This window comes from Agarivorans sp. MS3-6, assembly GCF_054112545.1.
On sequence record NZ_CM134202.1, the window covers coordinates 3,509,270 to 3,532,239 of the forward strand.

General features: G+C 43.7%; 22 protein-coding genes. 9 read left to right on the forward strand and 13 right to left on the reverse strand.

Annotated elements, in window-relative coordinates; genetic code table 11:
* Positions 1-34: 34 nt before the first annotated feature.
* Together ACVFI8_RS16160 and ACVFI8_RS16165 are read right to left on the reverse strand one after the other, a co-directional pair.
* A complete protein-coding gene (locus ACVFI8_RS16160; RefSeq protein WP_248712556.1) occupies positions 35-1,504 on the reverse strand; it encodes a multiheme c-type cytochrome in 1,470 nt (489 codons plus the stop codon).
* A 128-nt stretch (positions 1,505-1,632) separates the two neighbouring features.
* Positions 1,633-2,043 (reverse strand): NUDIX hydrolase, encoded by a 411-nt coding sequence (locus ACVFI8_RS16165; RefSeq protein WP_457871929.1) that lies wholly within the window; start codon positions 2,041-2,043, stop codon positions 1,633-1,635.
* 414 nt (positions 2,044-2,457) lie between these two features.
* On the opposite strand from ACVFI8_RS16165, the gene ACVFI8_RS16170 reads away from it, so the two are divergent.
* Entirely contained in the window at positions 2,458-3,573 is a 1,116-nt protein-coding gene (locus tag ACVFI8_RS16170; protein ID WP_248712554.1) for a phosphoserine transaminase, read from the forward strand.
* Between the two features lie 79 nt (positions 3,574-3,652).
* Positions 3,653-4,831, forward strand: a complete 1,179-nt coding sequence (locus ACVFI8_RS16175) for a 3-phosphoglycerate dehydrogenase family protein (protein WP_457871930.1) — start codon at positions 3,653-3,655, stop codon at positions 4,829-4,831.
* Here the strand turns inward: ACVFI8_RS16175 and ACVFI8_RS16180 are convergent.
* Positions 4,828-5,499 (reverse strand): trimeric intracellular cation channel family protein, encoded by a 672-nt coding sequence (locus ACVFI8_RS16180; protein WP_457871931.1) that lies wholly within the window; start codon positions 5,497-5,499, stop codon positions 4,828-4,830. The two genes, ACVFI8_RS16175 and ACVFI8_RS16180, sit on opposite strands and share 4 nt — an antisense overlap.
* Before the next feature lie 97 nt (positions 5,500-5,596).
* Positions 5,597-6,301, reverse strand: coding sequence for an autoinducer binding domain-containing protein (locus ACVFI8_RS16185; RefSeq protein WP_248712551.1), 705 nt, complete (start codon positions 6,299-6,301; stop codon positions 5,597-5,599).
* Positions 6,302-6,455: 154 nt separating this feature from the next.
* Here ACVFI8_RS16185 and ACVFI8_RS16190 point away from each other — a divergent pair, with 154 nt between their 5' ends.
* The gene (locus ACVFI8_RS16190) at positions 6,456-6,902 is read left to right on the forward strand and encodes a DUF4902 domain-containing protein (RefSeq protein WP_248712550.1); all 447 of its coding nucleotides are present in this window, start codon (positions 6,456-6,458) and stop codon (positions 6,900-6,902) included.
* Here the strand turns inward: ACVFI8_RS16190 and ACVFI8_RS16195 are convergent.
* Both ACVFI8_RS16195 and ACVFI8_RS16200 read right to left on the reverse strand, forming a co-directional pair.
* The gene (locus ACVFI8_RS16195; protein ID WP_248712549.1) at positions 6,899-7,450 is read right to left on the reverse strand and encodes an acyl-homoserine-lactone synthase; all 552 of its coding nucleotides are present in this window, start codon (positions 7,448-7,450) and stop codon (positions 6,899-6,901) included. The genes ACVFI8_RS16190 and ACVFI8_RS16195 overlap by 4 nt on opposite strands.
* A 208-nt stretch (positions 7,451-7,658) precedes the next feature.
* Complete coding sequence (locus tag ACVFI8_RS16200) at positions 7,659-8,105, reverse strand: DUF6942 family protein (RefSeq protein ID WP_457871932.1); 447 nt, start codon at positions 8,103-8,105, stop codon at positions 7,659-7,661.
* A gap of 141 nt (positions 8,106-8,246) precedes the next feature.
* On the opposite strand from ACVFI8_RS16200, the gene ACVFI8_RS16205 reads away from it, so the two are divergent.
* Positions 8,247-9,980, forward strand: a complete 1,734-nt coding sequence (locus ACVFI8_RS16205) for a lysophospholipid acyltransferase family protein (RefSeq protein ID WP_457871934.1) — start codon at positions 8,247-8,249, stop codon at positions 9,978-9,980.
* Between the two features lie 222 nt (positions 9,981-10,202).
* Here the strand turns inward: ACVFI8_RS16205 and ACVFI8_RS16210 are convergent, their stop codons facing one another.
* On the reverse strand, positions 10,203-11,357 hold the full coding sequence (locus ACVFI8_RS16210) for an aminotransferase-like domain-containing protein (protein ID WP_457871935.1): 1,155 nt from the start codon (positions 11,355-11,357) through the stop codon (positions 10,203-10,205).
* A 149-nt stretch (positions 11,358-11,506) separates the two neighbouring features.
* Between ACVFI8_RS16210 and ACVFI8_RS16215 the strand changes: the two genes are divergently transcribed.
* The 3 genes from ACVFI8_RS16215 (at position 11,507) to ACVFI8_RS16225 (ending at position 15,528) form a co-directional block, all read left to right on the forward strand.
* On the forward strand, positions 11,507-12,400 hold the full coding sequence (locus ACVFI8_RS16215; protein ID WP_457871936.1) for an AraC family transcriptional regulator: 894 nt from the start codon (positions 11,507-11,509) through the stop codon (positions 12,398-12,400).
* 286 nt (positions 12,401-12,686) lie between these two features.
* Entirely contained in the window at positions 12,687-14,603 is a 1,917-nt protein-coding gene (locus ACVFI8_RS16220) for a methyl-accepting chemotaxis protein (RefSeq protein WP_248712544.1), read from the forward strand.
* Positions 14,604-14,691: 88 nt separating this feature from the next.
* A complete protein-coding gene (locus ACVFI8_RS16225) occupies positions 14,692-15,528 on the forward strand; it encodes a CvfB family protein (protein ID WP_248712543.1) in 837 nt (278 codons plus the stop codon).
* Positions 15,529-15,591: 63 nt separating this feature from the next.
* Here the strand turns inward: ACVFI8_RS16225 and ACVFI8_RS16230 are convergent, their stop codons facing one another.
* Positions 15,592-16,572, reverse strand: a complete 981-nt coding sequence (locus ACVFI8_RS16230; protein ID WP_248712542.1) for a DUF4382 domain-containing protein — start codon at positions 16,570-16,572, stop codon at positions 15,592-15,594.
* A 334-nt stretch (positions 16,573-16,906) separates the two neighbouring features.
* Here ACVFI8_RS16230 and ACVFI8_RS16235 point away from each other — a divergent pair, with 334 nt between their 5' ends.
* The gene (locus ACVFI8_RS16235; RefSeq protein ID WP_248712541.1) at positions 16,907-17,815 is read left to right on the forward strand and encodes a carbohydrate kinase family protein; all 909 of its coding nucleotides are present in this window, start codon (positions 16,907-16,909) and stop codon (positions 17,813-17,815) included.
* Between the two features lie 60 nt (positions 17,816-17,875).
* Here the strand turns inward: ACVFI8_RS16235 and ACVFI8_RS16240 are convergent, their stop codons facing one another.
* The 5 genes from ACVFI8_RS16240 to lhgO all read right to left on the reverse strand — a co-directional run bounded on the left by ACVFI8_RS16240 (position 17,876) and on the right by lhgO (position 22,043).
* On the reverse strand, positions 17,876-18,832 hold the full coding sequence (locus tag ACVFI8_RS16240; RefSeq protein ID WP_248712540.1) for a YbgA family protein: 957 nt from the start codon (positions 18,830-18,832) through the stop codon (positions 17,876-17,878).
* A 69-nt stretch (positions 18,833-18,901) separates the two neighbouring features.
* Positions 18,902-19,669, reverse strand: a complete 768-nt coding sequence (locus ACVFI8_RS16245; RefSeq protein WP_248712539.1) for a S1/P1 nuclease — start codon at positions 19,667-19,669, stop codon at positions 18,902-18,904.
* A 57-nt stretch (positions 19,670-19,726) separates the two neighbouring features.
* Positions 19,727-20,200 (reverse strand): peroxiredoxin, encoded by a 474-nt coding sequence (locus ACVFI8_RS16250; RefSeq protein WP_248712538.1) that lies wholly within the window; start codon positions 20,198-20,200, stop codon positions 19,727-19,729.
* Between the two features lie 413 nt (positions 20,201-20,613).
* Entirely contained in the window at positions 20,614-20,877 is a 264-nt protein-coding gene (locus ACVFI8_RS16255; protein ID WP_248712536.1) for a GTP-binding protein, read from the reverse strand.
* Complete coding sequence (gene lhgO / locus ACVFI8_RS16260; RefSeq protein ID WP_248712535.1) at positions 20,847-22,043, reverse strand: L-2-hydroxyglutarate oxidase; 1,197 nt, start codon at positions 22,041-22,043, stop codon at positions 20,847-20,849. Before lhgO ends, ACVFI8_RS16255 begins: the two co-directional genes overlap by 31 nt.
* Before the next feature lie 151 nt (positions 22,044-22,194).
* Here lhgO and ACVFI8_RS16265 point away from each other — a divergent pair, with 151 nt between their 5' ends.
* Positions 22,195-22,953 (forward strand): sulfite exporter TauE/SafE family protein, encoded by a 759-nt coding sequence (locus ACVFI8_RS16265; protein ID WP_248712534.1) that lies wholly within the window; start codon positions 22,195-22,197, stop codon positions 22,951-22,953.
* Positions 22,954-22,970: the final 17 nt, after the last annotated feature.

A 22,970-nucleotide genomic window follows, 5' to 3' on the forward strand; every position in this document is an offset into this window, starting at 1 on the left:
AAAAAGGTGGGAGCATCGCTGCTCCCCCTAGTGGCTATTTGCTTTCGCTTAAGTAGCGAGCTTTAAAGGAGGCTTGCGCTTCTTTGCGGGCTTTCTTCACCTCTTCTGGCTCATTGCCGCTAAACCAAGCATGCTCTGGTCGCTCGAGTATTTCTGCCAATATTGCACGGGCTTTTTCAGCACCTTCGGTATTGCCTGCGTGTTCAGCTTTTTCTACTACTTCTAAGAACTGAGGCACTAATTCAATATAGAAGCGCTCTGCGACTTCGAACATACCATGCCACTGCACGTAGTCTGGCGCTTGCATCGCTGCACCGTGGCGAGCACGACGACCTTCATGGTGCCATAAGTAGAACCAAGTCCATTCTATCTCTTCATCGAAGGCGGTTTCGGTCAGCATTTTCTCACTCTTCAACACATCCATTAGGTCTTTACCTGGACGAGCAAACTTCTCATTGTATAAGTTAACTAAAGAGTCGAACTGCTGATAGAAGTTATCGATCATTGATTTAGTATGACAAGATTCACATACGTTCATCATATCGGCGCGACGAGCTTCCCAAGATTTCACTTCTTTGCCTTGGGCTTTCGCTTTTGCATCAATTTTTTCAGAAATTGCGGGACGTAATGTCCAAGATATCCGGTCCCCTACATCGTGACTAACGGGAAGTTCGCGAGTGGCCGACATATGGCACGTGGCACAAGTAGGGGCCGCATCATAATCTTCACCAACAATCCATTTAGCGGAGTCTAAGTTCATACGGTTCACATTAGCGTAGAAGTTAATGCCGTGTTTTGACTCTTCATAGATTTCTTTTTGTGGATGGTCTGGGCCTAAGTGACACTTACCACAAGCTTCTGGTCGGCGAGCTTGTTCCATGGAGAACTCGTGGCGTTGGTGACACGCGGTACATGCGCCTAACGATCCATCTGGGTTGATCCTACCAATACCGGTATTAGGCCAAGTGGTTGGGTCCAAATCTCCATTTTCTAATACTTTTACTTCTGAACCATGACACTGCCAACAGCCATTTACTGCAGCAGGTGATTGACCATTAAAGGTAAGGGCGCCTTCTACGACTTCTGCAAGAAAGTTGTCTAAAGAACCGATGATTTGGGCCGCTTTAGCATGGTGGCTTTTAGCAAACTCATCAACTTCTTGGGTGTGGCAACTAGAGCAATCTTTAGGGGAGACTATCACCGCAATCGTGTGGCCTTCGTGGGTGATTGCGTCTTTGTCTTCGGGATTGGCTTGGTGGCATTCGTAACAACCTACGTTGGCTCCGTAGTGTTTAGAACGTCCCCATTGGGCGTAAATAGACGGGTTTTTGTCTTTATGGCAGCCTGCACACTCAGCGCTTTCTTGGCTAAGTTGTTTAAAGGGTTTTAACACCAAAGCTTTAGGTTCGGCATTACTGCTAAATGACAACACCAAACACAAGGCTGCTGCCATAGTGAGGATGGCGGTAATAATACGACTCGAACGACGGGGATGATGATCCATATTTGTACCCTCGGTTGCTTCCTGCTAGAAGTTCTTGTTGTTTGCTTTTTGAGCAAATTAACCATAGTAAAGTTATGGTTAAAAGGTGACGATCTAAATCAATTTAATGTGAATGATTTGTAAACTATTTAGCAGGGTGATTTGACGAGGTCTTTAAGTGCTTGATTTACTGAAGTAAATGCGATTGTATCAAAAGGAAGGTTTTTTAAAGAATGCCACTGATAAGCAGCCACGTCATCTTGGGCCTGCAATAACGGTTTACGGTTTAGCGTGCAGATAAAGAAGCAATCACAAGTATGGTAAAGCACATCGTTATAGCGATATTGATTTGCATAGGAGCCGAAGTAGCGGATCTGTTGGTTATCGAGGGTCAAACCTAACTCTTCATGTAACTCTCTGTGTAAACCTTGCTCTAAGCTCTCACCATACTCAATAAAGCCGCCTGGTAGATCCCAGCATCCTTTTCTTGGCTTAATAGCTCGTTCAACCAGTAGCAATTGTTGGTCGCAAATGACTAAGGCACCAGCGGTTGAAGCCATATTATGAAAATAGCTAAATTTACATTGTTGGCAGGCCCATTGTTTAATATCGACGTGCTTTAAGCTAGCTTTGGCGCATTGGGGACAATAACGAAAAGAAGACAGGGTAAACTCACAGCTATGGTCTGTTTATATCACCTAATATTAACGCGCTTTAGCTACTGGCGAAAGTGCCCGGTCATCGCTTTAGTTTGAAATGAGGTAGTTTGGCTCATTTCCAGTTATAAGCACGGTTTTAGCTATTTATTGTGATGTTTATGCCTCAGTCTTTGTTTATTTTACGTTGATAATATTGAAGTTTTTTCTGAAGTGTAAAGTTGGTGCTAGGTCATTTTATAGGCAGAGACTCTGGCTTATACTGCCTTCAACTTAGTTTCTAATTTGCCTAATGGCACTCACCTACAAGGATAGTCAATGAAACCGCAGTTAAAACCCAATTGCCCAAATTTTTCTTCTGGGCCTTGTGCTAAAAGACCGGGTTATCAACTTAGCCAACTTAATATTGAGGCTTTGGGACGTTCACACCGCAGTAAAATTGGTAAGGCGCAATTAGCTGAAGCCATTGAGTTAACACATAAACTACTCGATCTCCCCGAAGGTTATCGAGTTGGTATTGTGCCAGGCTCAGATACCGGGGCAATGGAAATGGTGATGTGGTCACTATTAGGGCCAAAAGCGGTAGATATTTTTTCTTGGGAGTCGTTTGGCAAGGGCTGGTTTACCGATGTGACTAAGCAGCTTAAGTTGGAACAGGTTAATCATTACAGTAGTGATTACGGTTTGTTACCTGATATGACTCAAGCTAAGCCTGAAAATGACTGTATTTTCACTTGGAACGGCACAACATCAGGTGTGGCTGTTCCCAATGGCGATTGGATTGATCCGCAGCGCAGCGGCTTAACCATTTGTGATGCTACCTCTGCAGTATTTGCCATGGCTTTACCATGGGAGAAACTGGATGTTGTTACTTATAGCTGGCAAAAAGCCTTAGGCGGAGAAGGCGCTCACGGTGTGATCATTCTTAGCCCTCGTGCAGTGCAACGATTAGAGAGTTATCAGCCAAGTTGGCCAATGCCTAAAGTATTTAGATTAACCCAAGGAGGGAAACTCATTGAAGGTATATTCAAAGGCGAAACGATTAACACGCCGTCGATGTTATGTGTGGCGGACTATGTTGACGCCCTCCAATGGGTTGAATCGTTGGGAGGAGTCTCGGCAAGCATCAGCAAGTCTCAACAAAACCTCGAAGTCATAAAGCAGTTTGTCGATGATAACTCGTGGATTAGCTTTTTAGCTCAACAGTCTGACACCTTATCAAATACCAGTGTTTGCCTCACGTTGGATGCCAGCGTCGAACAGGTAAAAGCCATTATAGCCTTGCTTGACCAAGAGCAGGTCGCTTTTGATATTGGCGCCTATAGAGACGCGCCTGCTGGTTTGCGCATTTGGTGCGGGGCAACCGTTGAACAAGAAGATTTAAGCCGATTTATGCCATGGCTTGCGTGGGCTTATCGTCAGGTGTGTTTATAAATTTGAATTAATAAGTGAATCATTTTCGTGCTGCAGTTTGTCACGAAAACATCGAGTTTGTTGTTTAGGGAGAAACTGTATGCCGAATATTCGGACCATTAACAATATTCACCAACAAGGTTTAGCGTGTTTTGCTGAACACTATAAAGTTGCCGAAGGGCAAACTGCGCCTGATGCGATTATGTTGCGCAGTGCCAACTTACATGATTATGACTTCCCCACTGAAGTAAAAGCCTTAGCACGTTGTGGTGCTGGGGTTAACAATATTCCAATTCAACGCTGCACCGAGCAGGGTATCGTTGTGTTTAATACACCTGGCGCAAATGCCAATGCAGTAAAAGAGCTAGTATTAGGTGGAATGCTACTCAGCGCTAGAAATATCGCCTCAGGGCTTAGCTTTATTGGTGAGTTATCGCCAGAGCTTGATGCCAAAGCGTTGCAATTGATGGTTGAAGGTGAAAAGAAACGCTTTGTTGGCTCTGAGCTAACAGGCAAAACTTTAGGGGTAATAGGGCTAGGGGCGATTGGTGCCGAAGTGGCTCATGCCGCGTTAGCCTTGGGTATGAAAGTGGTGGGATTTGACCCCGCCCTCAGTGTCCAAGCTGCTTGGCGTTTATCTTCTGAGGTTGAATGTGCTGATGAGTTAAAAGACTTATTAGCGCTTAGCGACTACGTGACCTTGCATGTACCTGCTAATAAGCATACCCAAGGTTTGATCAATAGTGAGAATTTAACTGCCATTAAGCAAGGTGCGGTATTACTGAACTTTGCTCGCGGAACGATTGTAGATGAAGACGCCATACTGACCGCTTTATCGCAACAACAGCTGGCGCAATACGTGACTGACTTTCCTAGTTTAGCCTTACTCAATCATTCAAAGGTGTTGATGTTGCCGCATTTAGGCGCCAGTACTAATGAGGCTGAACAAAACTGTGCCGTGATGGCCGCAAGGCAGCTGATAGATTTCCTTGAAAACGGCAATATTCACAATTCAGTGAACTTCCCTAATATCAAGCTGAGTCGAACAGAGGGCTTTAGGCTCGCATTCGCCAATGAGAATGTACCTAAAGTTTTAAGCAATGTACTTGCCTTGCTTTCAGACATGGATATTAATGTTATCGACATGCTTAACAAAAGCCGTAACGATGTTGCTTATACCCTTATGGATATAGCAACGCCGGCTACTCAGAGTTTGCTAGATGCCATCGCTGGGGTTGAGCACGTATTTCATGTAAATGCGATTGGTGAGCATATTTAAGGCTTGTTGTTTTGTTTACGAATTTCCCGGTTTTGCAGTTTAGTTAGGGTGAAGCCGGGGAATCTAAGATCTAATTCTATCGCCAATATTCTCAGCAAGAAAGCGGCCCCGCTAGACAGTAGAATATTATGTATTTCACTACACCCCAGATAAGCGAGTGTCACATAACTTACGCTACCCAATAGGCAAGCGGTGACATATATTTCAGGTTCAAAAATGACCAGCTTGGTTTGTAACATTTGGTCGCGGATCGCCGAACCTAAAGTAGAACTAATCACCCCCATTAAAATTGCCACTAAAGGCGCCACCCCATAGCTTAAGGCTTTACTGGTGCCCAATACTGCAAATAAAGCGATACCGGCGGCATCCATCCATAATAATATCCGGTCAATTTTAATCACCCAATGGGCAAAGAAATAGGTCATGACGGAGGCCACAATACAGACGCTAAGATAGCTAGGGTCGGCGATCCAAAAAATTTGCTCAGTGCGTAACAACAAATCTCGAATGGTTCCGCCACCAATACCGGTTACGATGCCGACAAATACAAAAGCCAGTATATCTAGTTCGCGTTTAGCGGCGGCGAGGGCTCCGGTTAACGCAAACACAAAAACGGCGATTAAACCAAACTGGTAAAGGGTGGCGTGAAAATCCAGATCTAGAGTCATTTTTGTGCATTAAAAAACAATGGTGATTGCGGCATAGTATAGTGCTAGTGACGCAGGGAGGTGTTGATATTTAGCAGATTTTATTCGCTATGTTGGGCTAAATTAGACCCATTAACGCAGCCTTAACTGTAGCTGCTGTTTTGTTGACTACGTCTAACTTGCGCATGGCTTGACTAATATGAAAGTTCACCGTGCGGGCGGCAATGCCCAATATGGTTGCAATTTCTTCGGCTGTTTTACCGTCGGCGGTCCATTTCAGCATCTCTAATTCACGAACACTTAATTCAGGTATCTCTAGTTTTTCAGCGGTAATTCTCGAGGCTAGTCCATGATGAGCCACTTGAGTTAACCACAATAATTGATATCGATAGCGGACTAATTCCGCGGGCGTGAGCATTTCAGAGGAACGCGCCAGTGTCAGCATACCTACGGTCCCGTTAGCTTGCCTAGAAGATTGAGCCCAACCGTATTCTAAACCAAACGCACGAGCATCTTCCATCAATTCAGGAGTATGAGCGAACACTTGGTCGCTCCAAACTATCGGCAGCTGTGACGTCATACCATGATGTACAGTGGGGTCGACCTCTAAATAGTTTTTTTCTTGATAGGTATGTTGCCAAATAGTGGGGTAATTATTAAGCATCTCCGTTCGTGGGGCAGATAATGGGTAGGGAACGCGTAAGCCATAAGCACAGAAATCGAAACCTAATGCATTAGTTATTTTGGATAGTTCGAGAAAAAAGGCGTCGCTAGAACCTTTAGTATCAAGTAAGCAGAACTGTTCTTCTAACCAAGCTTCCATCAGCGAGTTATCTTTTCCTAAATATGCAAAAATTGCGCATAATCATGTTTGTAGTTGTTATCTAGTATAGCGCAACTGTTAATGTTGACAATTGAAGCTTAAACACCAAAATGATTTGATGAGGGAGAGTTCAAATAAATAAAACAAAAAGACTATGAAAACACAGGCAAGTGTACAGAATACAATCAAATCATCGCGCTATCAGGTTGTGCCTAGTAGTGATGGTTTGGTTAGATTATCGATTGAGCAGCTCAATGTGCTCGCGTTTAGCCATATTATTTCTGGCTTAGATAACATCAGTGCGGAAGAATTTAATAGTGAACAGGCTATTTTTAGTGGCTATACCGAATGGCTATATGAAAATGTGTGTGCTATCACTCTTGGTTGGGATTGGCACTGGCAATGGAAGAATGGCCAGATGCAATGCCAAGTAAAAGGTTTTCCACGTAGTAACATCCAGCTGCAAGAAGATGGTTTTGATGTTAGCCCGCGTTGTAACGATGAGTTATTGCTTCAAGCCATTGGTGATATGGTTTGGCAGGCAACTACAGCGGAAGCGATAAAGAGTCGCTACCGCAAGTCGCCAATGAGCATGGATTAAGTTATATCAATGTAACAGGCAAATAAGGCATAACCGTTTACTACTTTAGGCGGGCCTGCACGATGGTAACGAAAGCCAGCATTACGCAGCATTCGTTCTATCCCCAATGGCGATACCGAAATTAAGCGTTTGGCACCGTGTCGTTTGGCGCATTCTATCGAGGCCGTTAACAATGCCAGCGCTTCACTTGACATCATTTGAGTAGGTGCTTGATTGGGGTTGTCGAAATCGACGGCGGCAAATCGCGACAATTCCCAAATGTCTGTTCGTTTTGGGCATGCTAAGCCATTTAATAACTCCGGAAAGACTTCTTCGAGTAAATAGGGTTGGGTAGTGGGGAGTAATCGTGCGCAACCACTAATGTTGTTTTGGGTATTTTTACCTATCACGTAAACTGTGTCGTCGCGGTCAAATTGATCTTGCTCGATACCGTTAGGGGTGTCTAATTCCCAGCCTAGCATCTCCACAAACACTTTATGACGGTAGTGATTTAGGTGCTGAAATGTTGAGCTGGTAAGTTGGTCTGCAACGCCGTTAATAAAGTCCATGAGCATCTATCCCTTAAAGTGATGATGCTATGAGTACAATCCAGCTTGCTTATTATTTAAACTGTCAAACTTAACAGCTAGCTAATAGACGCAATTTCGGCTATGGTTTTGTTTTTGTTGGATTTATCAATTAACAGCAAGCTTAATTTGGTCTTTTAAATGCGGGCTAATTAAGTTTATATATTTCAGTTGGCTAGGCTTTATTGGCTCAGTGTGGGTACAGTAACTGCCGGCAATCAGCGACTAAACTATTTGGAAATTGTCGGTAATCTAGGTAAGGCGTAAAAAGTCGGTTATTTGAAAAATAAATCCTTTTTCTTTGATGTATTGCACTGTCTTCTTGGAAGTATGCGCCAAATCGTTGCCAATTACTCTTTCCTGCGATGATGTGTTTACTGGCTGTCGCTAGTAATTCTTGGTTAAAACTAATCTGTTGTTCCGCTAATAAGTGCCTATGCAGGTAGCTTCTCCAGTCATCATCTGGGGCTGTTAATTTAGCGAATAGAGAGAGGATTTTTCGCCAATTATTATTATTGCTAAGTAATATTGCTTGGCTTAATTCAGCCCCTCTTAAATGCTGATAGTCATTCGGTAGCGTCGGCTTGTCACAGTTTAAATACAATACTACCTGAGGTTTTTTACTGCCTATTTGCATTAATAGTCCCTATCATTTTTCTTTGTGGGTCTAGCGCGTAGCTGCACTCTTTAATGAAGCATTGTCATGCTTTTGCCATAAAAATGTTGCCACTTTGTCATGTTCTACTTCTAGCCTAACGGCGAATATAGGGAGAGCACAATGATTTCAGCGCAGCAGGTACTTAATCAACATTACCCCAGTTTATCTCAGCATCCGCGACGTTATTCAATAGTTAAATGGTTTTTCAGCAAAGTTTTATTTGAAGACGAATTTCAGGCGTTTGGGGAGCAACATCCGCATTTGAAAGGCGTGGCATTTATTGACCAAGTATTTGCTGAATTGAACATTAGTTATCGGGTCAGTCAAAATGAACGAGAGCGGATCCCTAGTGAAGGGCGGGTAGTGATTATTGCTAATCATCCTATTGGATCTGTTGACGGTTTAGCGTTGCTGCACTTGGTTAGTCAGGTTCGCAAAGACGTTAAAATTGTCGCCAATGAAGTGCTCTCTGCCATTAAGCCTTTAGAGGATTTGCTATTGCCCGTTGATAACATGCGCGGTAATAGTCAGCGCAAACAGCTGATGGCAATTAAAGATCAGCTAGATAATGAAGGGGCGGTGATTATATTTCCGGCTGGTGAAGTATCGCGCTTGAAAGGCCATAAAATTCAAGACGGCAAGTGGTCTAAAGGTTTTGTGAGTATTGCAATTAAAGCGAATACACCTTTGTTACCTATTTGTGTAAAAGCCAAAAACAGCAAGTTGTTTTATTTCTGTTCCTTTGTTTATCGGCCCTTGTCTACTTTATTGTTAGTTAAGGAGCTATTTTTTCATCGGGATAAGGTATTTTCTATGGTGGTTGGCGAGCAAATACCCGTGAAAAGCTTTGGCCTAAGTGGTTTAGAACGCTCAACTCAAGCTCAGTTGTTAAAAAAGCACCTCTATAGAATTGGCAATAACAAGAAGGGACTATTTCAAACAGAAGCCGCTATCGCACATCCGGAGCAACGCCTAGCGCTTAAAAAAGCCATAAAGCAATTAGAACATATTGGTGAAACACCTGACGGTAAACAGATTTGCCTTTGTTATGGTAACTCTCAACCAGTGATCCTATCGGAATTAGGCCGGTTACGAGAGTTGTCTTTTCGAGCGGTAGGAGAAGGTACCGGTAGACGCACTGATACCGACAAATTTGATGCTAATTATATCCACTTGATCTTGTGGGACACCGAACACTTAGAAATTGCCGGTGCCTATCGATTTACTGATACAAAACGTTTAATCGAAGAGCATGGTATTGATGCGCTTTATAGCCAGTCATTATTTGAATATGATATTGATAGCTGTGATTTTTTACAATCGGGCATTGAGTTAGGTCGTAGCTTTGTTCAGCCTAAATACTGGGGTAAACGAAGCCTCGATTACTTGTGGTTAGGTATCGGCGCTTTTTTAGCGCGCAACCCACAATATCGTTATTTGTTTGGTCCGGTGAGCATCAGTGCTGCTATGCCTGAAGCGGGACGAGACTTACTGATTCATTTCTATCAAACTTACTTTCCCGCCACCAAGCGTTTTGCCTGCTCTCGTCAGCCTTATCAATTGGCTAAACAGAATACATGCAGTATCAATATGAGGTTTACCGGTGAGGACTATAAAACGGATTTTGCCCAACTGAAAAGCGCCTTGGCTACCATGGGAACAGCGGTCCCTACTTTGTATAAGCAATACACCGAGTTGTGCCTTGTAGGTGGTGTGCAGTTTATCGACTTCAATGTCGACCCCGAGTTTAATCAATGTATTGATGGTTTGGTATTAGTCGATCTACAGCAACTTAAAGAGAAGAAAAAGGCGCGTTATATTGATGTTCACCTTGGTGATCAAGATTCGCCATAACATGAGTAGGCGGCTGTTTGGCCGCGTTGTTTTGCGAGGTGTCGCTTTGCAAAGCGTCCAAAATAGAGTGTTTGGTGCCTTCGCGAATAAGCTGGCTAGGTACATTGCATCGCAACGCTGAGCCCATCAGCTGAACTGACTATTATTAGGTGCTGAGATAATGCTCATCCCAGCAAACAATTATAAATCTTCAGCGACAGACCAAAAATACTGCGCTTGATGTTAGGTGTTTATTTGTTGCATCACCTTAGCCAAACCAATCACTGCTTGCTCTAATTGCTTGGGCTCTAGCGAGGTAAAGTTTAACCGAATAGCTTGGTAATCTACTTTTAGCTTGGCGGGCCAAAACTCATCACCGGGCACTACTGCTACCTTTTGTTCGAGTGCGGCAGCTGCAATTTGATAAGCTTGGTGGTGTTTTAAGCGACACCAAATAAACATGCCTCCTTGCGGTATTTCGAAGTCTAGGTAGTGGGCTAAATGTTTGTCTAAAGCGGCTACTAAGGCATCGCGTCGTAAACAATAGTGAGCGGTTAGTTGTTCAAGGTGCCGCGTAAAGTCTGGGTGGCTAACTGTCGACAGTAACATTTTTTGCATGGGTAAAGCCGAGTGTAAATCGCTGGCTTGTTTTACTTTTTTCAAGGGGCCTAATAAGTCTTTTGACGCCATCACATAACCCACTCGCAGGCTAGGAGTCGCAATTTTTGAGAATGAACCAAGGAAGAAGGCTTCGCCTGCGCACAGCTCAGTAACGGTAGGTAGGGATTCTCCTTCAAAGCGTAACTCGCGATAAGGAGCATCTTCGACAAAAGCCACGTTATATTTGGCTAACAGCTCTGCCACCGCTTTGCGTTTGCTTAAGCTCCAGCTGCGGCCGCTGGGGTTTTGAAAATCAGGTACTGCGTAAAATAGCTTAATGGGTGTCGATGCCAATACTTTTTCTAAATCGTCTACATCTGGACCATCTTGCTCACTGCGCACCGCCAGTGTTTGCGCTTCAGCCAAGTCGAAAATTTGTAACGCACCTAAATAGCTGGGCGTTTCACATAGCACTCGGTCCCCAGGGTTTAAATAGCAACGAGCGATTAAATCTAAGGCTTGTTGTGAACCACTGGTGACAATGACGTCTTCAGCGAGTGCTTGGTGGTTAAGCAGCCACTCGCGTAGTTCTGTTAATCCCTCTGTCGCACCGTATTGGTAGATACTCGGTTGCTTAGCAAGCTCAATGGCTGCTTGTTCTAACATTGCTAGCGGGAAGCGACTCGCATCTGGTAGACCGCCTGCTAACGACAGCATACCCGGTTGTTGAATCACTTTTAGTATATTGCGAATGTAAGACTCTTTGGTCTGTTGTACCCGTTTACTTGGCTGTAGCATATATTGCTCTTTGTTGTTGGTATCAGGTGTCGGTAAGGCCTTATGATTACAGAACTGAGGGGCATTAAGCGTTAGTATTAATGTGCAAATACTTGTCCACTTGTGCTATTTTTTGTGAGTTGCGAGGCTAATAGCTTGGAGAGATCGTTATGTCATTGAATACCGATGTAAATCGACAAAGTCGTATCAATGATGTGCTGTATCATATTCATCAATCCATTGCCGAGCCGATGAATGCCAAACAGCTTGCTAATATTGCCGCTTATTCTCCGTTTCATTTCCATCGCTGCTTTAAGTGGGTGACCGGTGAAAATGTTAATGACTATATTAAGCGGACCCGTCTGGAGCGTTGCGCTAACCTATTAATTTTTTCGCCTCAGCTTACAGTGCAAGATGCTGCCCTTAAATGCGGTTTTCAATCGCCTTCGTCTTTTTCTCAAGCATTTAAAAAACTCTTCGGTCGCTCTCCAAAACAATGGCGTGCTGGTGGCTATGATGATTATAGTCGGGCGAACTATCAGCAGAGTTGGACTGAAGAGCTTAGGCTGCGGATGCGCCAAGCCGAACAACTCAGCTTGCCTGAGATATCTATACAGCGCTTAGAGGCGCAAACGGTTGCCTATGTCAGGCATCAGGGGTATGACCGCAGCATTCGTCAAGCTTATGAAAAACTGCAAGTATGGGCTGATGGTCAAGGTGTGGAATGGCGCCAAGATAAGTTGTTAGGTTTATACCACTCTAACCCTGATATTGTGCCAGCACCGCTTTGTCATTATGTTGCTTGCCTTGCGCTTGAACAGACTATTTTACGAAGAGGGCCGGTGAGTTGCTTAACCATTCCAGGGGGAATGCATGCAACGCTTCAGTTATCGGGTCAGTATGGCGATTTACTGCCTATTTTGCATAAATTTTATGTTGAATGGTTGCCCAAAAGTGGTTACCGCTTGGGGGATACGCCTGCTTTTGTACATTATCAACGGTGCCAATTTCTCGATCAAAATGAGTTATTCGACTTACAACTATGTGTGCCGATAATACTGTGATTTAGGGCTGTTGAGTGTTCTAAAGCAGTTGGTAGTTTATCTGTTCTCACATAGTCTGCACATTGTAGTCGCTTTATTTAAGACCTTGACAGAAGCTAAAGTAAGAAATAAGTATAAACATTTGTTTTGTATATATTTTATTCTTATTTTCCTTCTTGGTGTAACTGTCATTGTCATGTTCTTGTCATGTTTCGCTAATAAAATCTTCGCCCAATTTAGAGCCTAATAAGGCTCTCGTTAGGGATAACAGCAGATGCCTATTTAATGATCTGCTATTGGAGTTTTTATGCGAGTATCACGATTCTCGAGGTTATCAGCATTTTCATTGCTGGCAATAAGTGCTGTGCTCATTGTGGCTTTGTATTTTTCTTTAGTTAAAATATCTGCGTCTAATCAGCAATTACAAAACTACCAATCCCTTAATTCCCAGTTCAATAGTCAACTGGTGGGCAAAGTAAATAACTACCTCAATACGGGAAACACTTTACAGTTAAGTGAAGCCGAGACCTTGTTATTAGAGTTGATTCAACGCGCTGAGCAGCAACAGCTTAGCGAGCTTTCTATGTTACTTAATGCGTTACTTACTGCGCTGCAAGAACGTTATTTAGCATTAGGTAAACTTAGTGGCAACGAACAAGGCTTATTGATTAATGCAGAGCGAGAAATGTTGGGGTGGGCCGATAGCACCGTAGATTACGGACTTAACGCCAACGGCAGTGATGCGGTCGCTTACATTCGACATGGCAGCGAGTTAATGAATGCCTTAGTCAGTTTGTCGATGCAACGCAGCCGTTATTTTTCTAGCCCTAGTGAGGTGAGTCAGTCAGCTTACAACGATGCGTTTAGTCAAGTACGTCAATACGTAGAAGCGATTAACGGTTTGCCGCTGCTGGGAATAATGCGTCGTGTTGAAGTTGATGAGTTTGCCCTTGGAGAGCAAGAAGCTGCCAGCGATTTAGCGGAAGAGCTAAAAAGTGAGTTGCTGAGCTTAAGCTTGCGTTATCCTCGAGAGCTGCAATCAACCAATGTGCTTATCGAAAAACGAATGAAGCTACGCAGTGCACTGACTGCCGATATAGAGCAGCTTACTCAACAAATATTATTCGCAGAACAAGGCGTTATTCGCTTACGTGACAGAGTAATGGATGGTGTGGAGTTTACTTTGTATAGCGTAGCGGGTTTAATTTTGTTGATTGCGCTAGTGATGCAGTTGGTCATGCAAAGTACCGTACTTAAACCGCTACGCGAGCTGCGCAATGGTTTTGCCTTGTTAGTTGAAAACGGCAGTATCGAGCGTTTAAATGTTCGTAGAAAAAACACTGAAATTGGCGAAATAGCCACTTTCTTTAATCAATTGTTAAGTAAACAAGAAAGCTTGGAAGAACTAAAAAACCAACAGCTTTCAGTCGTGTCTCGTTCGCTTGATTCGGTTTCCGAGCAAGTTAGGCAAGTTTATCGAAATTCAGAACAAACCGATTTACAGGTCTCTGAGTCGCAATTGCTAATGGAGCAATTACGCGATCTTACCGAGCAATTAAACCAAGTGTCTAGCGATGTTGAACACAACGCCAACGCCACTAAAAATGCGATGAATGAATCACAGCAAGATGTAGAGCAAGTGATAAGTGCCAGCATACGCACTCGCACCGCGGTGGTTGAAGGGCGCCAATCTTTAGCTACACTAGTGACCGCCGTGACCGATGTTAGTGCTATTTTGAACGTGATTCGCGGCATTGCCGAGCAAACTAATTTATTGGCCTTGAACGCTGCTATCGAATCGGCGCGAGCAGGGGAGCATGGTCGTGGCTTCGCTGTAGTGGCTGATGAAGTAAGAACCTTATCGATGCGCACCCAAACGTCACTTGAAGAAATCACCGGTATCCTTAACCAACTCAAACAATCGTCGGATAGTTTAGAGTCAAACATTGGCGGTATCCAAGAAGCCAGTGAGCACCAGCAGTTAATTTCCTCAAAGTTAATGGAAACCACTAGCCAAGTAAGAGAGCAGGCGAAAACTTCTGCGCAAGTTGCTCATCAGGCTAGCAAGTATATTCGCGAGCAAACTGAGCACGTAGGCAGCTTTACTTCTAAAATGAATACGGTGAAAACGCAGGTGGAGTCGGCCTATAAATTAGCCACTAAAATTGAGTCAGACGTGAGCCTACAGGTATCTACTATTGTGAATACACTGAAACCGGCTTAGCTAATAAAGCTAAGTGTTTATGGCTCTTTGCATGTTATACTTGCACATTGGCTCGCTGAGAGTCTGTTGAATCAGAAAGAGAATGAAAATGCTAGAAATTGGACGCCTTAATCAATTGGCTGTTATCGAAATAGCTGACATAGGTGCCTACCTCGATGGTGGCGAATTTGGCGATGTGCTGTTGCCGTCTAGAGAAATTGAAGCGGCCTTGTCCCTCGGTGATGAGCTGCAAGTTTTTGTCTATCGAGATAATGAGCGCAACTTAATTGCCACCCTCAAAAAGCCCTTAGTTCAAGTTGGCGAGTGCGCTAACTTGCAAGTTAAAGATATTAACGATGTGGGTATCTTCCTAGATTGGGGGCTAGATAAAGATCTGTTTTTGCCTTTTGCTGAGCAACAACAGCCTATGGAAGTCGATCGCCATTATGTGGTGTATGTTTATCTTGATAACGAACAACGGATTGCAGCCAGCAATAAATTGGATCGTTATATTGATAAATCTGATCATAACTACCAGCGTGGCGAAAAAGTTGATTTGTTGGTGGCAGGGCGCACCGAGCTAGGTTACAAAGTGGTGGTGAATAACCAACACTGGGGCGTGTTGTATTATGATCAAGTATTTAAACGGGTTCGTGCTGGATATGCATGTACTGGATATATTCAAAAAGTACGTGAAGACCAAAAGCTGGATTTAAGCCTTGAGCCGATCGGCGTGCAAAAATCTATTGATATTGGTGATGCTATTTTAGCTAAGCTAAAAGACGAGCAAGGTTATTTAGCCTTAAGTGATAAAAGTTCTCCTCAGGCTATTTCTGCAATTTTTGGCGTGAGTAAAGGAAGCTTTAAAAAGGCTATTGGTCGTCTTTACAAAGAAGGCCTAATTACCATCAGCAAAACCGGAATCGTGCTAAGCGAAAAAGACTAAATTTTTTTACTGCTGTGTTTAAAAAGCCTGCTTTGAAGCAGGCTTTTTTGTTACCAAGGGCTGCTAAATCGCTTCTACAAAATGGTATTCTGTATCTAGACCTTCAGTTACGGTTATTGTTTCCGCTTGCCCTATTGGGTCAGCGATGATGATCTCGTCATATAGCTCAGGGTCATCGTTCTGCGCACTACAACTGAATGCCACGACATACTCTCCTGCGGGTAAATGTGCAAAGCTATAGAGATAGTCATTTGAATCGTCATCTAAGCTCACCATTTTTGACGCATAGGGGGCACGCACCAATTCTGAAACATCAGTATCTATCTCAGGATCAAATTCATCACCGAGTATTTCTAACTCACCTATTGGCGCGGTATATAAATAAACAACATTGCCTTGATCTGCTAAACACTCGCCAGCAGAAAACAAGTTAGGGTCTACAGTGCCGCTAATTGAGCCAATGGTTGTATTATCAATAATGGTGACGCCATGTGGTTTTAAATTATAACTCTGTCCATTGGCGGTACTCACCAATGATTTACGCAGGTTAAAGTCGATGGTGTAGGCTTGAGTGCCTTCAGTAGTAACGGTAAAGCTTCCTAAGCGTAGCTTATTACTGGGTGTTTTAAGTGGAATGACGGCATTTGAATCTTCAAGCACATTACAAAATTCGCTGCTACCATTTTGGTTTTGTGGGCATTCATAAGTGTTTAGGATTAACTCGTTGTATTCTCCCACTGGCAGTTCAGCCTCACTGAGTACCAATAAGCTATCGCCGTTTTGGTAGTCTAATAAGTTAATGCTTAGTGGGTCGCCATTTTCATCTTCGAGCGGCAATTCTATATCATCTTGTCCGGTGCGCAGTAAGGTCATGGAGGCGTAGCTAACATTCACTTCTTGTGCGCTATCAACCGGGGCGTCGGCAATTGAAAATGAAACCTTGGCCGTGCTTGGAGGGGTAATATCAGAGCCTCCATCTCCGCCACAAGCGAGTAATCCAGTAATGGTTGACGCAACTAGTGACACTCTAAAAAAATTATTCATTGTTGATGCTCTACCTAAAATTTAAAAATTGAGAGGTCTAGATTTTTTATTTATTTTGCTTCGCCTGTAAGTATAGTTTTTTTGCGAGCAAGTGCATTTTAACACAGTAAACACTGAAATTATTGAGTGTGGATGAGGAAATAGAGTATAGAGCAGGGCATGAACAAGACGACAAAAGATAAACCTAATCATAGGTTTGGGCGAGCAGGTACGGTTAAGTATTTATCATGGGTAAGGCAGCTGCATATCTCCTGCGGCTGGCGCCAAATAAGCTTGTTCCACCATTGAGTTATGATAGTTTACTCAAACCTTATTCGTTTAGCTGATTATTGTTATGTCTAATATTCTTGTGGCTGGTTTGGTAAATATTGAAACCACCCTGAAAATAGAGGGATTTCCACAGCATTATTATCCCGTTACTTATCCATTTGATGGTATTCAAAGCAGTGTTTCTGGGGTTGGTTTTAATGTGGCCAAAGCCTTGGCCACATTAGGTAATCAAGTGGATCTTCTATCTCTAATTGGCGCTGATATGGCCGGTGACCAAATTCGGCACGCGGTTGCCCAGCTAAAGGGAGTTGATGCCCATTTTGATGTGTCTATGCAACAAAGCCCTCAGTCTGTCATTTTGTATGACGAGCAAGGGCGTCGGCAAATTCATGTTGACTTAAAAGATATTCAGCAGCGTGTTTATTCTGCATTGGCGTTTGATAAGGCGCTAGCCTTAAGTAAGGCGGTCGTGCTGTGTAATATTAACTTCTCTCGCCCTATGTTAAGCAAAGCTAAAAAGGCAGGTAAGTTAATCGCTACAGATGTGCATACTTTGGCTGATATCAATGATGACTATAATCAGCAATTTTTGTCGTCAGCCGACATCGTGTTTCTCAGTGATGAGCAGGTAAAAGGCGACTACCATAGCGTTATTTGGCAGATAGCAGAGCGTTATCAAAACCAAGTGATTGTAATGGGCTTAGGCAGTCAAGGTGCGCTGTTATATACCAAACAATCTGCAGAGGTTTGTCATTTTCCGGCGATGAATACGCGTAGTATCGTAAATACCATTGGCGCGGGAGATGCGTTGTTTTCTTGTTTTCTTCATTATTATTTAAAAGATAACAATGCTCATTCAGCCTTACAGCGCGCCATGTTGTTTGCTTCTTATAAAATAGGAGAGGCCGGAGCAGCTCAGGGCTTTTTGAATCAAACTGAGCTGGATAAACTCGCAGTACAATATTTGCAGTAATAATCACGAGATTAAAAAGGCAGTGCTAGCTTTAAGGCTAAGCCAGCACTGCCATGTTAGTTACAAGCTATAGCGTAATCTTAGTTTCTCAGGGTGAGGTGCTAAGTAGGCTTGCATCGCGATATATTTTTTTGGATGCTCGCGTTGGTAATGCTGGATTAAGCTAATAGGTACCAAAAGCGGGAGCAAACCTTGGCGGTATTGATCAATTCGGTCACTAAGCTCTTCTCGCTGTTGGGCGCTGAGGTCGCGTTTAAAGTAACCTTGTAAATGTTGCAGTACGTTACAGTGGTTTTTACGGCTGCAGTTGTGTTTCAAAATAGTCATAAAACCTTCAATGTATTCTGCAAAGCCATGTTGATTATTGTTACGTAAACCCGCCACAACAGGGCCTAGTTCACGGTACTTTTCAGGGTTGTGAGCCATCAATAAGTACTTGAATTTTGCATGGAAAGCTTGCACTTTTGCTACCGAAAAACCTTCATGTTCTAGGGTTTTCCACTCATGGTAAGCAAACACGCGGTTAACAAAGTTCTCGCGCAGCACTGGGTCGTTAAGTCGGCCGTCTTCTTCAATGGGTAACAAAGGGTAGGCTTGCATTAATTTTGCGGTAAACACGCCAACGCCAGATTTTTCAGCGTTGTTCTTGGCTGGAGAGTAAACACTGACACGTTCCATGCCACAGCTAGGTGATTTTGCGCATACAACATATCCGCTCAAGTGACCCAGTTGCGGTAAGCGTCGATCTGCGTAGTTGTTCATTTTTTCAGTGACATCAAAGCTACCGTCACTCGCTTGAATGCTTATGATATCTTCATTCTGTACTAAACGAATGGTTTTGCGCGGCGTACCCATCCCTATCGCCATTTCCGGACAAGTGGGTTCGAAATCAAAATATTCGGCCAATTCTATGCGGCAGAAACGTGATTGTTTGTGGCCGCCATCGTAACGAACTTCTTCACCTAATAAGCAGCTGCTAATACCGACTGATATATTGTCACTTGAAAATTTGTTCATAATGGCATCTCTTAATCATAATATTGAGTATAACGTTGCTCTGGCTAAAGCGATCATCCGGGATTAAAATTATTGCTTAAATGAGGGATCAAACAGTTGGTTTAGCTTGTTAGCCAAACGATAACCGGCTTTAACTATTTGTTCTTCTACCACAGGGCGATTTTTGTTGGCGTAACTATCAGCCAAGTTTTTAGTCGTATATTGATAGCTTAAGGGCACCAGCTGACGGGTTTGGTTTAGCCATTGCGGGTAACTTTCTTCAACCTTTGCTTGCGGGTAATCCCGGATCAATTGCTTGGCATATTGGGCAACTGACATTGCGTTTCTGTCGAGTAACTGTGAGTCCCATACCCGATGCAAATTAGAGGTCTTGCCGTACCATTTCACTCGGACTGTATTGCCGCCGCGATCTTTGGCGTAAGCCACATGTAAAGGTTGGTGAAGGTCTGCGACAAAATGAATATAAAACTTCAGGGCTTGTTGGCGCTTTTGGGGTGGCAGTGTAGTTTGGCTTAGTTGTTGTTCAAATAGTTGTAGTTGGCTCAGAATATCGCCTTTGCTGCTACGCTGGGCTTGTTGTAAGCTTTTGCCTTTTGGAATATTGATGTAATGCCAAGGGCCGGTGTGTTTCCAAGCATCGTTTTTCCTGACTTGGTCAGCCCACGTGGAGGCGTTTATCATTGATTTGCCGTTTAAAAGCATTGCGACCTGTTTGTTTGTTTCAGGGCTAAGTTGTTGCTGAGCAATATAAGCAACCAATTGATGCCCTAATACACCAAAAGCCCAGCTCTCAAAGCTCAGTGAAAATAAACTTAAGGCGATAACTAAATGGCGCAATCAGAACTCCTTTCTAACGAAGAAAGCGACGCTGTCGCCTGCTACTGATCCTTGTGTTTATAACAAATCTAAAACTGTCTCAGCCTTACTGACTTCAAAGCTTTTTGGCGGTTCAACATTGACCGAGGTAACGGTTAGATCATCAATTATCATCGCGTAACGCTGAGAGCGTAACCCGCCAAAGCTAGCGGTGTCCATGGCTAAGCCTAAGGCTTTGGTTAAGCTGCCATCTCCATCGCCTAACATCATAATGTTTTTAGCATTTTGAGCTTTACCCCAGGCATTCATTACAAAGGCATCATTGACTGAGACGCAGGCAATGATGTCGACGCCCTTGTCTTTAATTTGCTCGGCTAAACGAATAAAGCCCGGTAAATGGGCTTCTGAGCAAGTTGGGGTAAATGCGCCAGGTACCGCAAACAACACGACTTTTTTACCTGCAAATAGCTCATGAGTGGAATGATTTTGCATGCCGTCTTTATTTAGCTCTGCTAAGTCTGCTTCCGGTATGGTTTGTCCTACTTCTATCATGTGGTACTCCATTAATCGTTGATGCTTCGCAATGGTTAGCTAAGCACTAAACAGTCGCGTGAGCGAGTGGTTAAAGTGAATGATAGCCGCAACAGCCCAGTAGTTGAGAACTTAAGGGTTGCTCGCGTACAGCCAGTGTAGAGATCAGCTTAATACGATTGTCTGCTCCGCGAGTGATGCTAATTAAGCTAACAAGGCGGCTTGGTTAACGCGATAAGCTGACAGGAACTGCCAAGCCAGCCAGTCATAATCCCATCTTGGGTATGTTGTTTACTAAAAACGGCTTCAAGCCCACCGCTTGATTTAATTGTAGATTGTTCAGCAGGGATTAGCTGGGGAGTATTCAGGTAATCTGAACAGAGAGAGGTGTTTTTCATAGAGCTTAATAATCGCTTAGGGTCTAGAACACCGCGCTAGCTGCTAACCTGCGGCTTGTTTTGCTCGCCATGCACGAGCAAGCAATCATTTAAGGCATGTAGGTCTGTATCTTGATGCAGGCCTGTTTTAGTTGCCACAATCATATCTGCCATCGCTAATTGAGCCTGAAGGTTTTGATGTTCTTTATAACCTGAGTCAACAAGCTCTTGGGCGCTAACCAATGTGGCGCTAGCGCCTAGCTGAATGGCTCCTTGGCTGGCGAATTGCTCTAGTGGTTTTTTGTGTCTATCTTGTCGCAAATGTAAGCGCCAATAGGAAATGCCGACGTGGCCGCTGGAGATGGCGCGTTACATACATGGAGGCTACGAGGGCTTTGTGCAAACAAAAAGTCATGCACTAAACTGCCGTCATTCAATACGGCTTGCGCTCTAATCCCCGCAGGATAGGGGCTTAGGTCATGAATGGTTAAGCTAGGGCAATATTTTCTTACCCGTTGTAAGTAACCCGATTTAAATAAAGAGTCTTTAGTTTCGGCTAGTCCACTACGAAAGTGCTGTTTGGCCACTTTCCAGAAACCCGAAAATGTTAACATTTCTTGGGTATCTGCAAGGTTAAATGAACCCTTGTTGTAGCCCTCTCTCGACCAACCTTGCACTGCGTTAGGCCCAACAGTGACTGAACCATCAATCATTTTAGTCAGGTGGACCCCGAGAAAAGGCAGTTCAGGGTCGGGGATGGGATAAATGAGATGTTTAATTATTTGGTTATGCCGGGCTGCAAGTTGGTAGTATTCGCCACGGTAAGGAATAATTTGAAAATCAATATCTAGCTGTAACATTCGGCATAAGCGGTCAGCCATTAAGCCACCACAAGCGATAAGGTATTGGCTTTCTATTGTTTTATGCTGGGTGCTGATCGTGATTTTTTGACTATCTTCTGCTAGATCTACCACTTGATGTGAGAGTAGGATTTCACCGCCTAGTTGGGTAAATAAATCAGCAATTTTAGTGCAAATTTGTTGGTAATTTACAATGCCCGTTTCTTCAACCTTTATCGCCCCTAAGCCTGTGATGTTTGGCTCTATGTCATTGAGCTGTTGCGCATTTAGTTGCTGAATTTTGATGCCGTTGTCAATGCAACGTTGACTTAAGGCGTCCATGCGTTGTAGCTCTTTGGTGTTGCTTGCTACTAATAGCTTTCCGCATTGTTGGTAGGCAATATCATACTGCTGGCAGAATGCAATGGTTTGCTTTAAGCCTTGCTTGCAAAATTGCGCTTTTAAGCTGCCGGGCTGGTAATAAACACCAGCATGAATCACGCCGCTATTATGGCCCGTTTGGTGAAACGCTAATTGCGCTTCTTTTTCAATCAGCAGTATTTTGGCCTTAGGGTGCCGTTGTTGAAGCTGCCAAGCCGTTGATAAACCGACAATACCACCGCCAATAATCGTATAGTCATAACTCAAATTTCTGCACCCTTGGTTTGTTTAATTTGCTTAATCTGAACCATTGTTGCACAAAAAGAACAGTTGTTAGACTAAAGATAACAAATGCCTACTGAATTAACGATGAGTCAATGCTAAGGTCTGTTTAATCAATGATTTCAATGAGTATCCTATGGATTTTAGTCTTTGGCATGGAGCCTTATTGCTGACGGTTGGTGTGCTTGCGGGGGGGATTAATACCTTAGCGGGGGGAGGCTCTAATTTGACCTTACCTGCGTTAATGGTCATGGGGATGCCCGCAGAGCTGGCTAATGCAACCAATCGTGTTGGTATCTTCTTACAGTGTTTAACCGGTGTAGTGGGGTTTAACAAGCACGGTAAATTAGATACCCAAGATGTCGCTCCCATTTTATGGCCAACTTTAGTAGGGGGCTTGCTGGGGGCTGTCGCGGCGTCGTATGCGCCGTCTTGGATAATTAAATATTTATTGTTAGGCGCTATGCTTGGAATGGCGGCCCTTATGTTAGTAAAACCTGGGGTGGTTGCACCTGAGGCCGGCACGGTTGCCAAAAAAGTGAAAGATACGCCGTCGGCTAAATGGAGCTTAGGCTTGGCCGGGTTTTATGGTGGTTTTGTTCAAGCTGGGGTTGGCTTTATTTTGGTTGCAGCACTCGCTGGCAGTTTACGCTACGATTTAGTTAGGGCAAATGCGCTAAAACTGGTGTGCACCTTAGCGTTTACGAGTATTGCTTTGGTGGTGTTTATAGCGAGGGGGCAAGTGCTATGGTTGCCAGGTCTTGTACTAGCGGTAGGTTATATTATTGGGGCTCACTATGCGGTAAAGTTTGCCATTAATGCAGCGGCTAGCACGCTAAAGTGGTTTCTATTTGTTATGACCCTAATTGGTTGTATCGCGGCCTTATGGCTTTGAGTTATGGGACAATATAA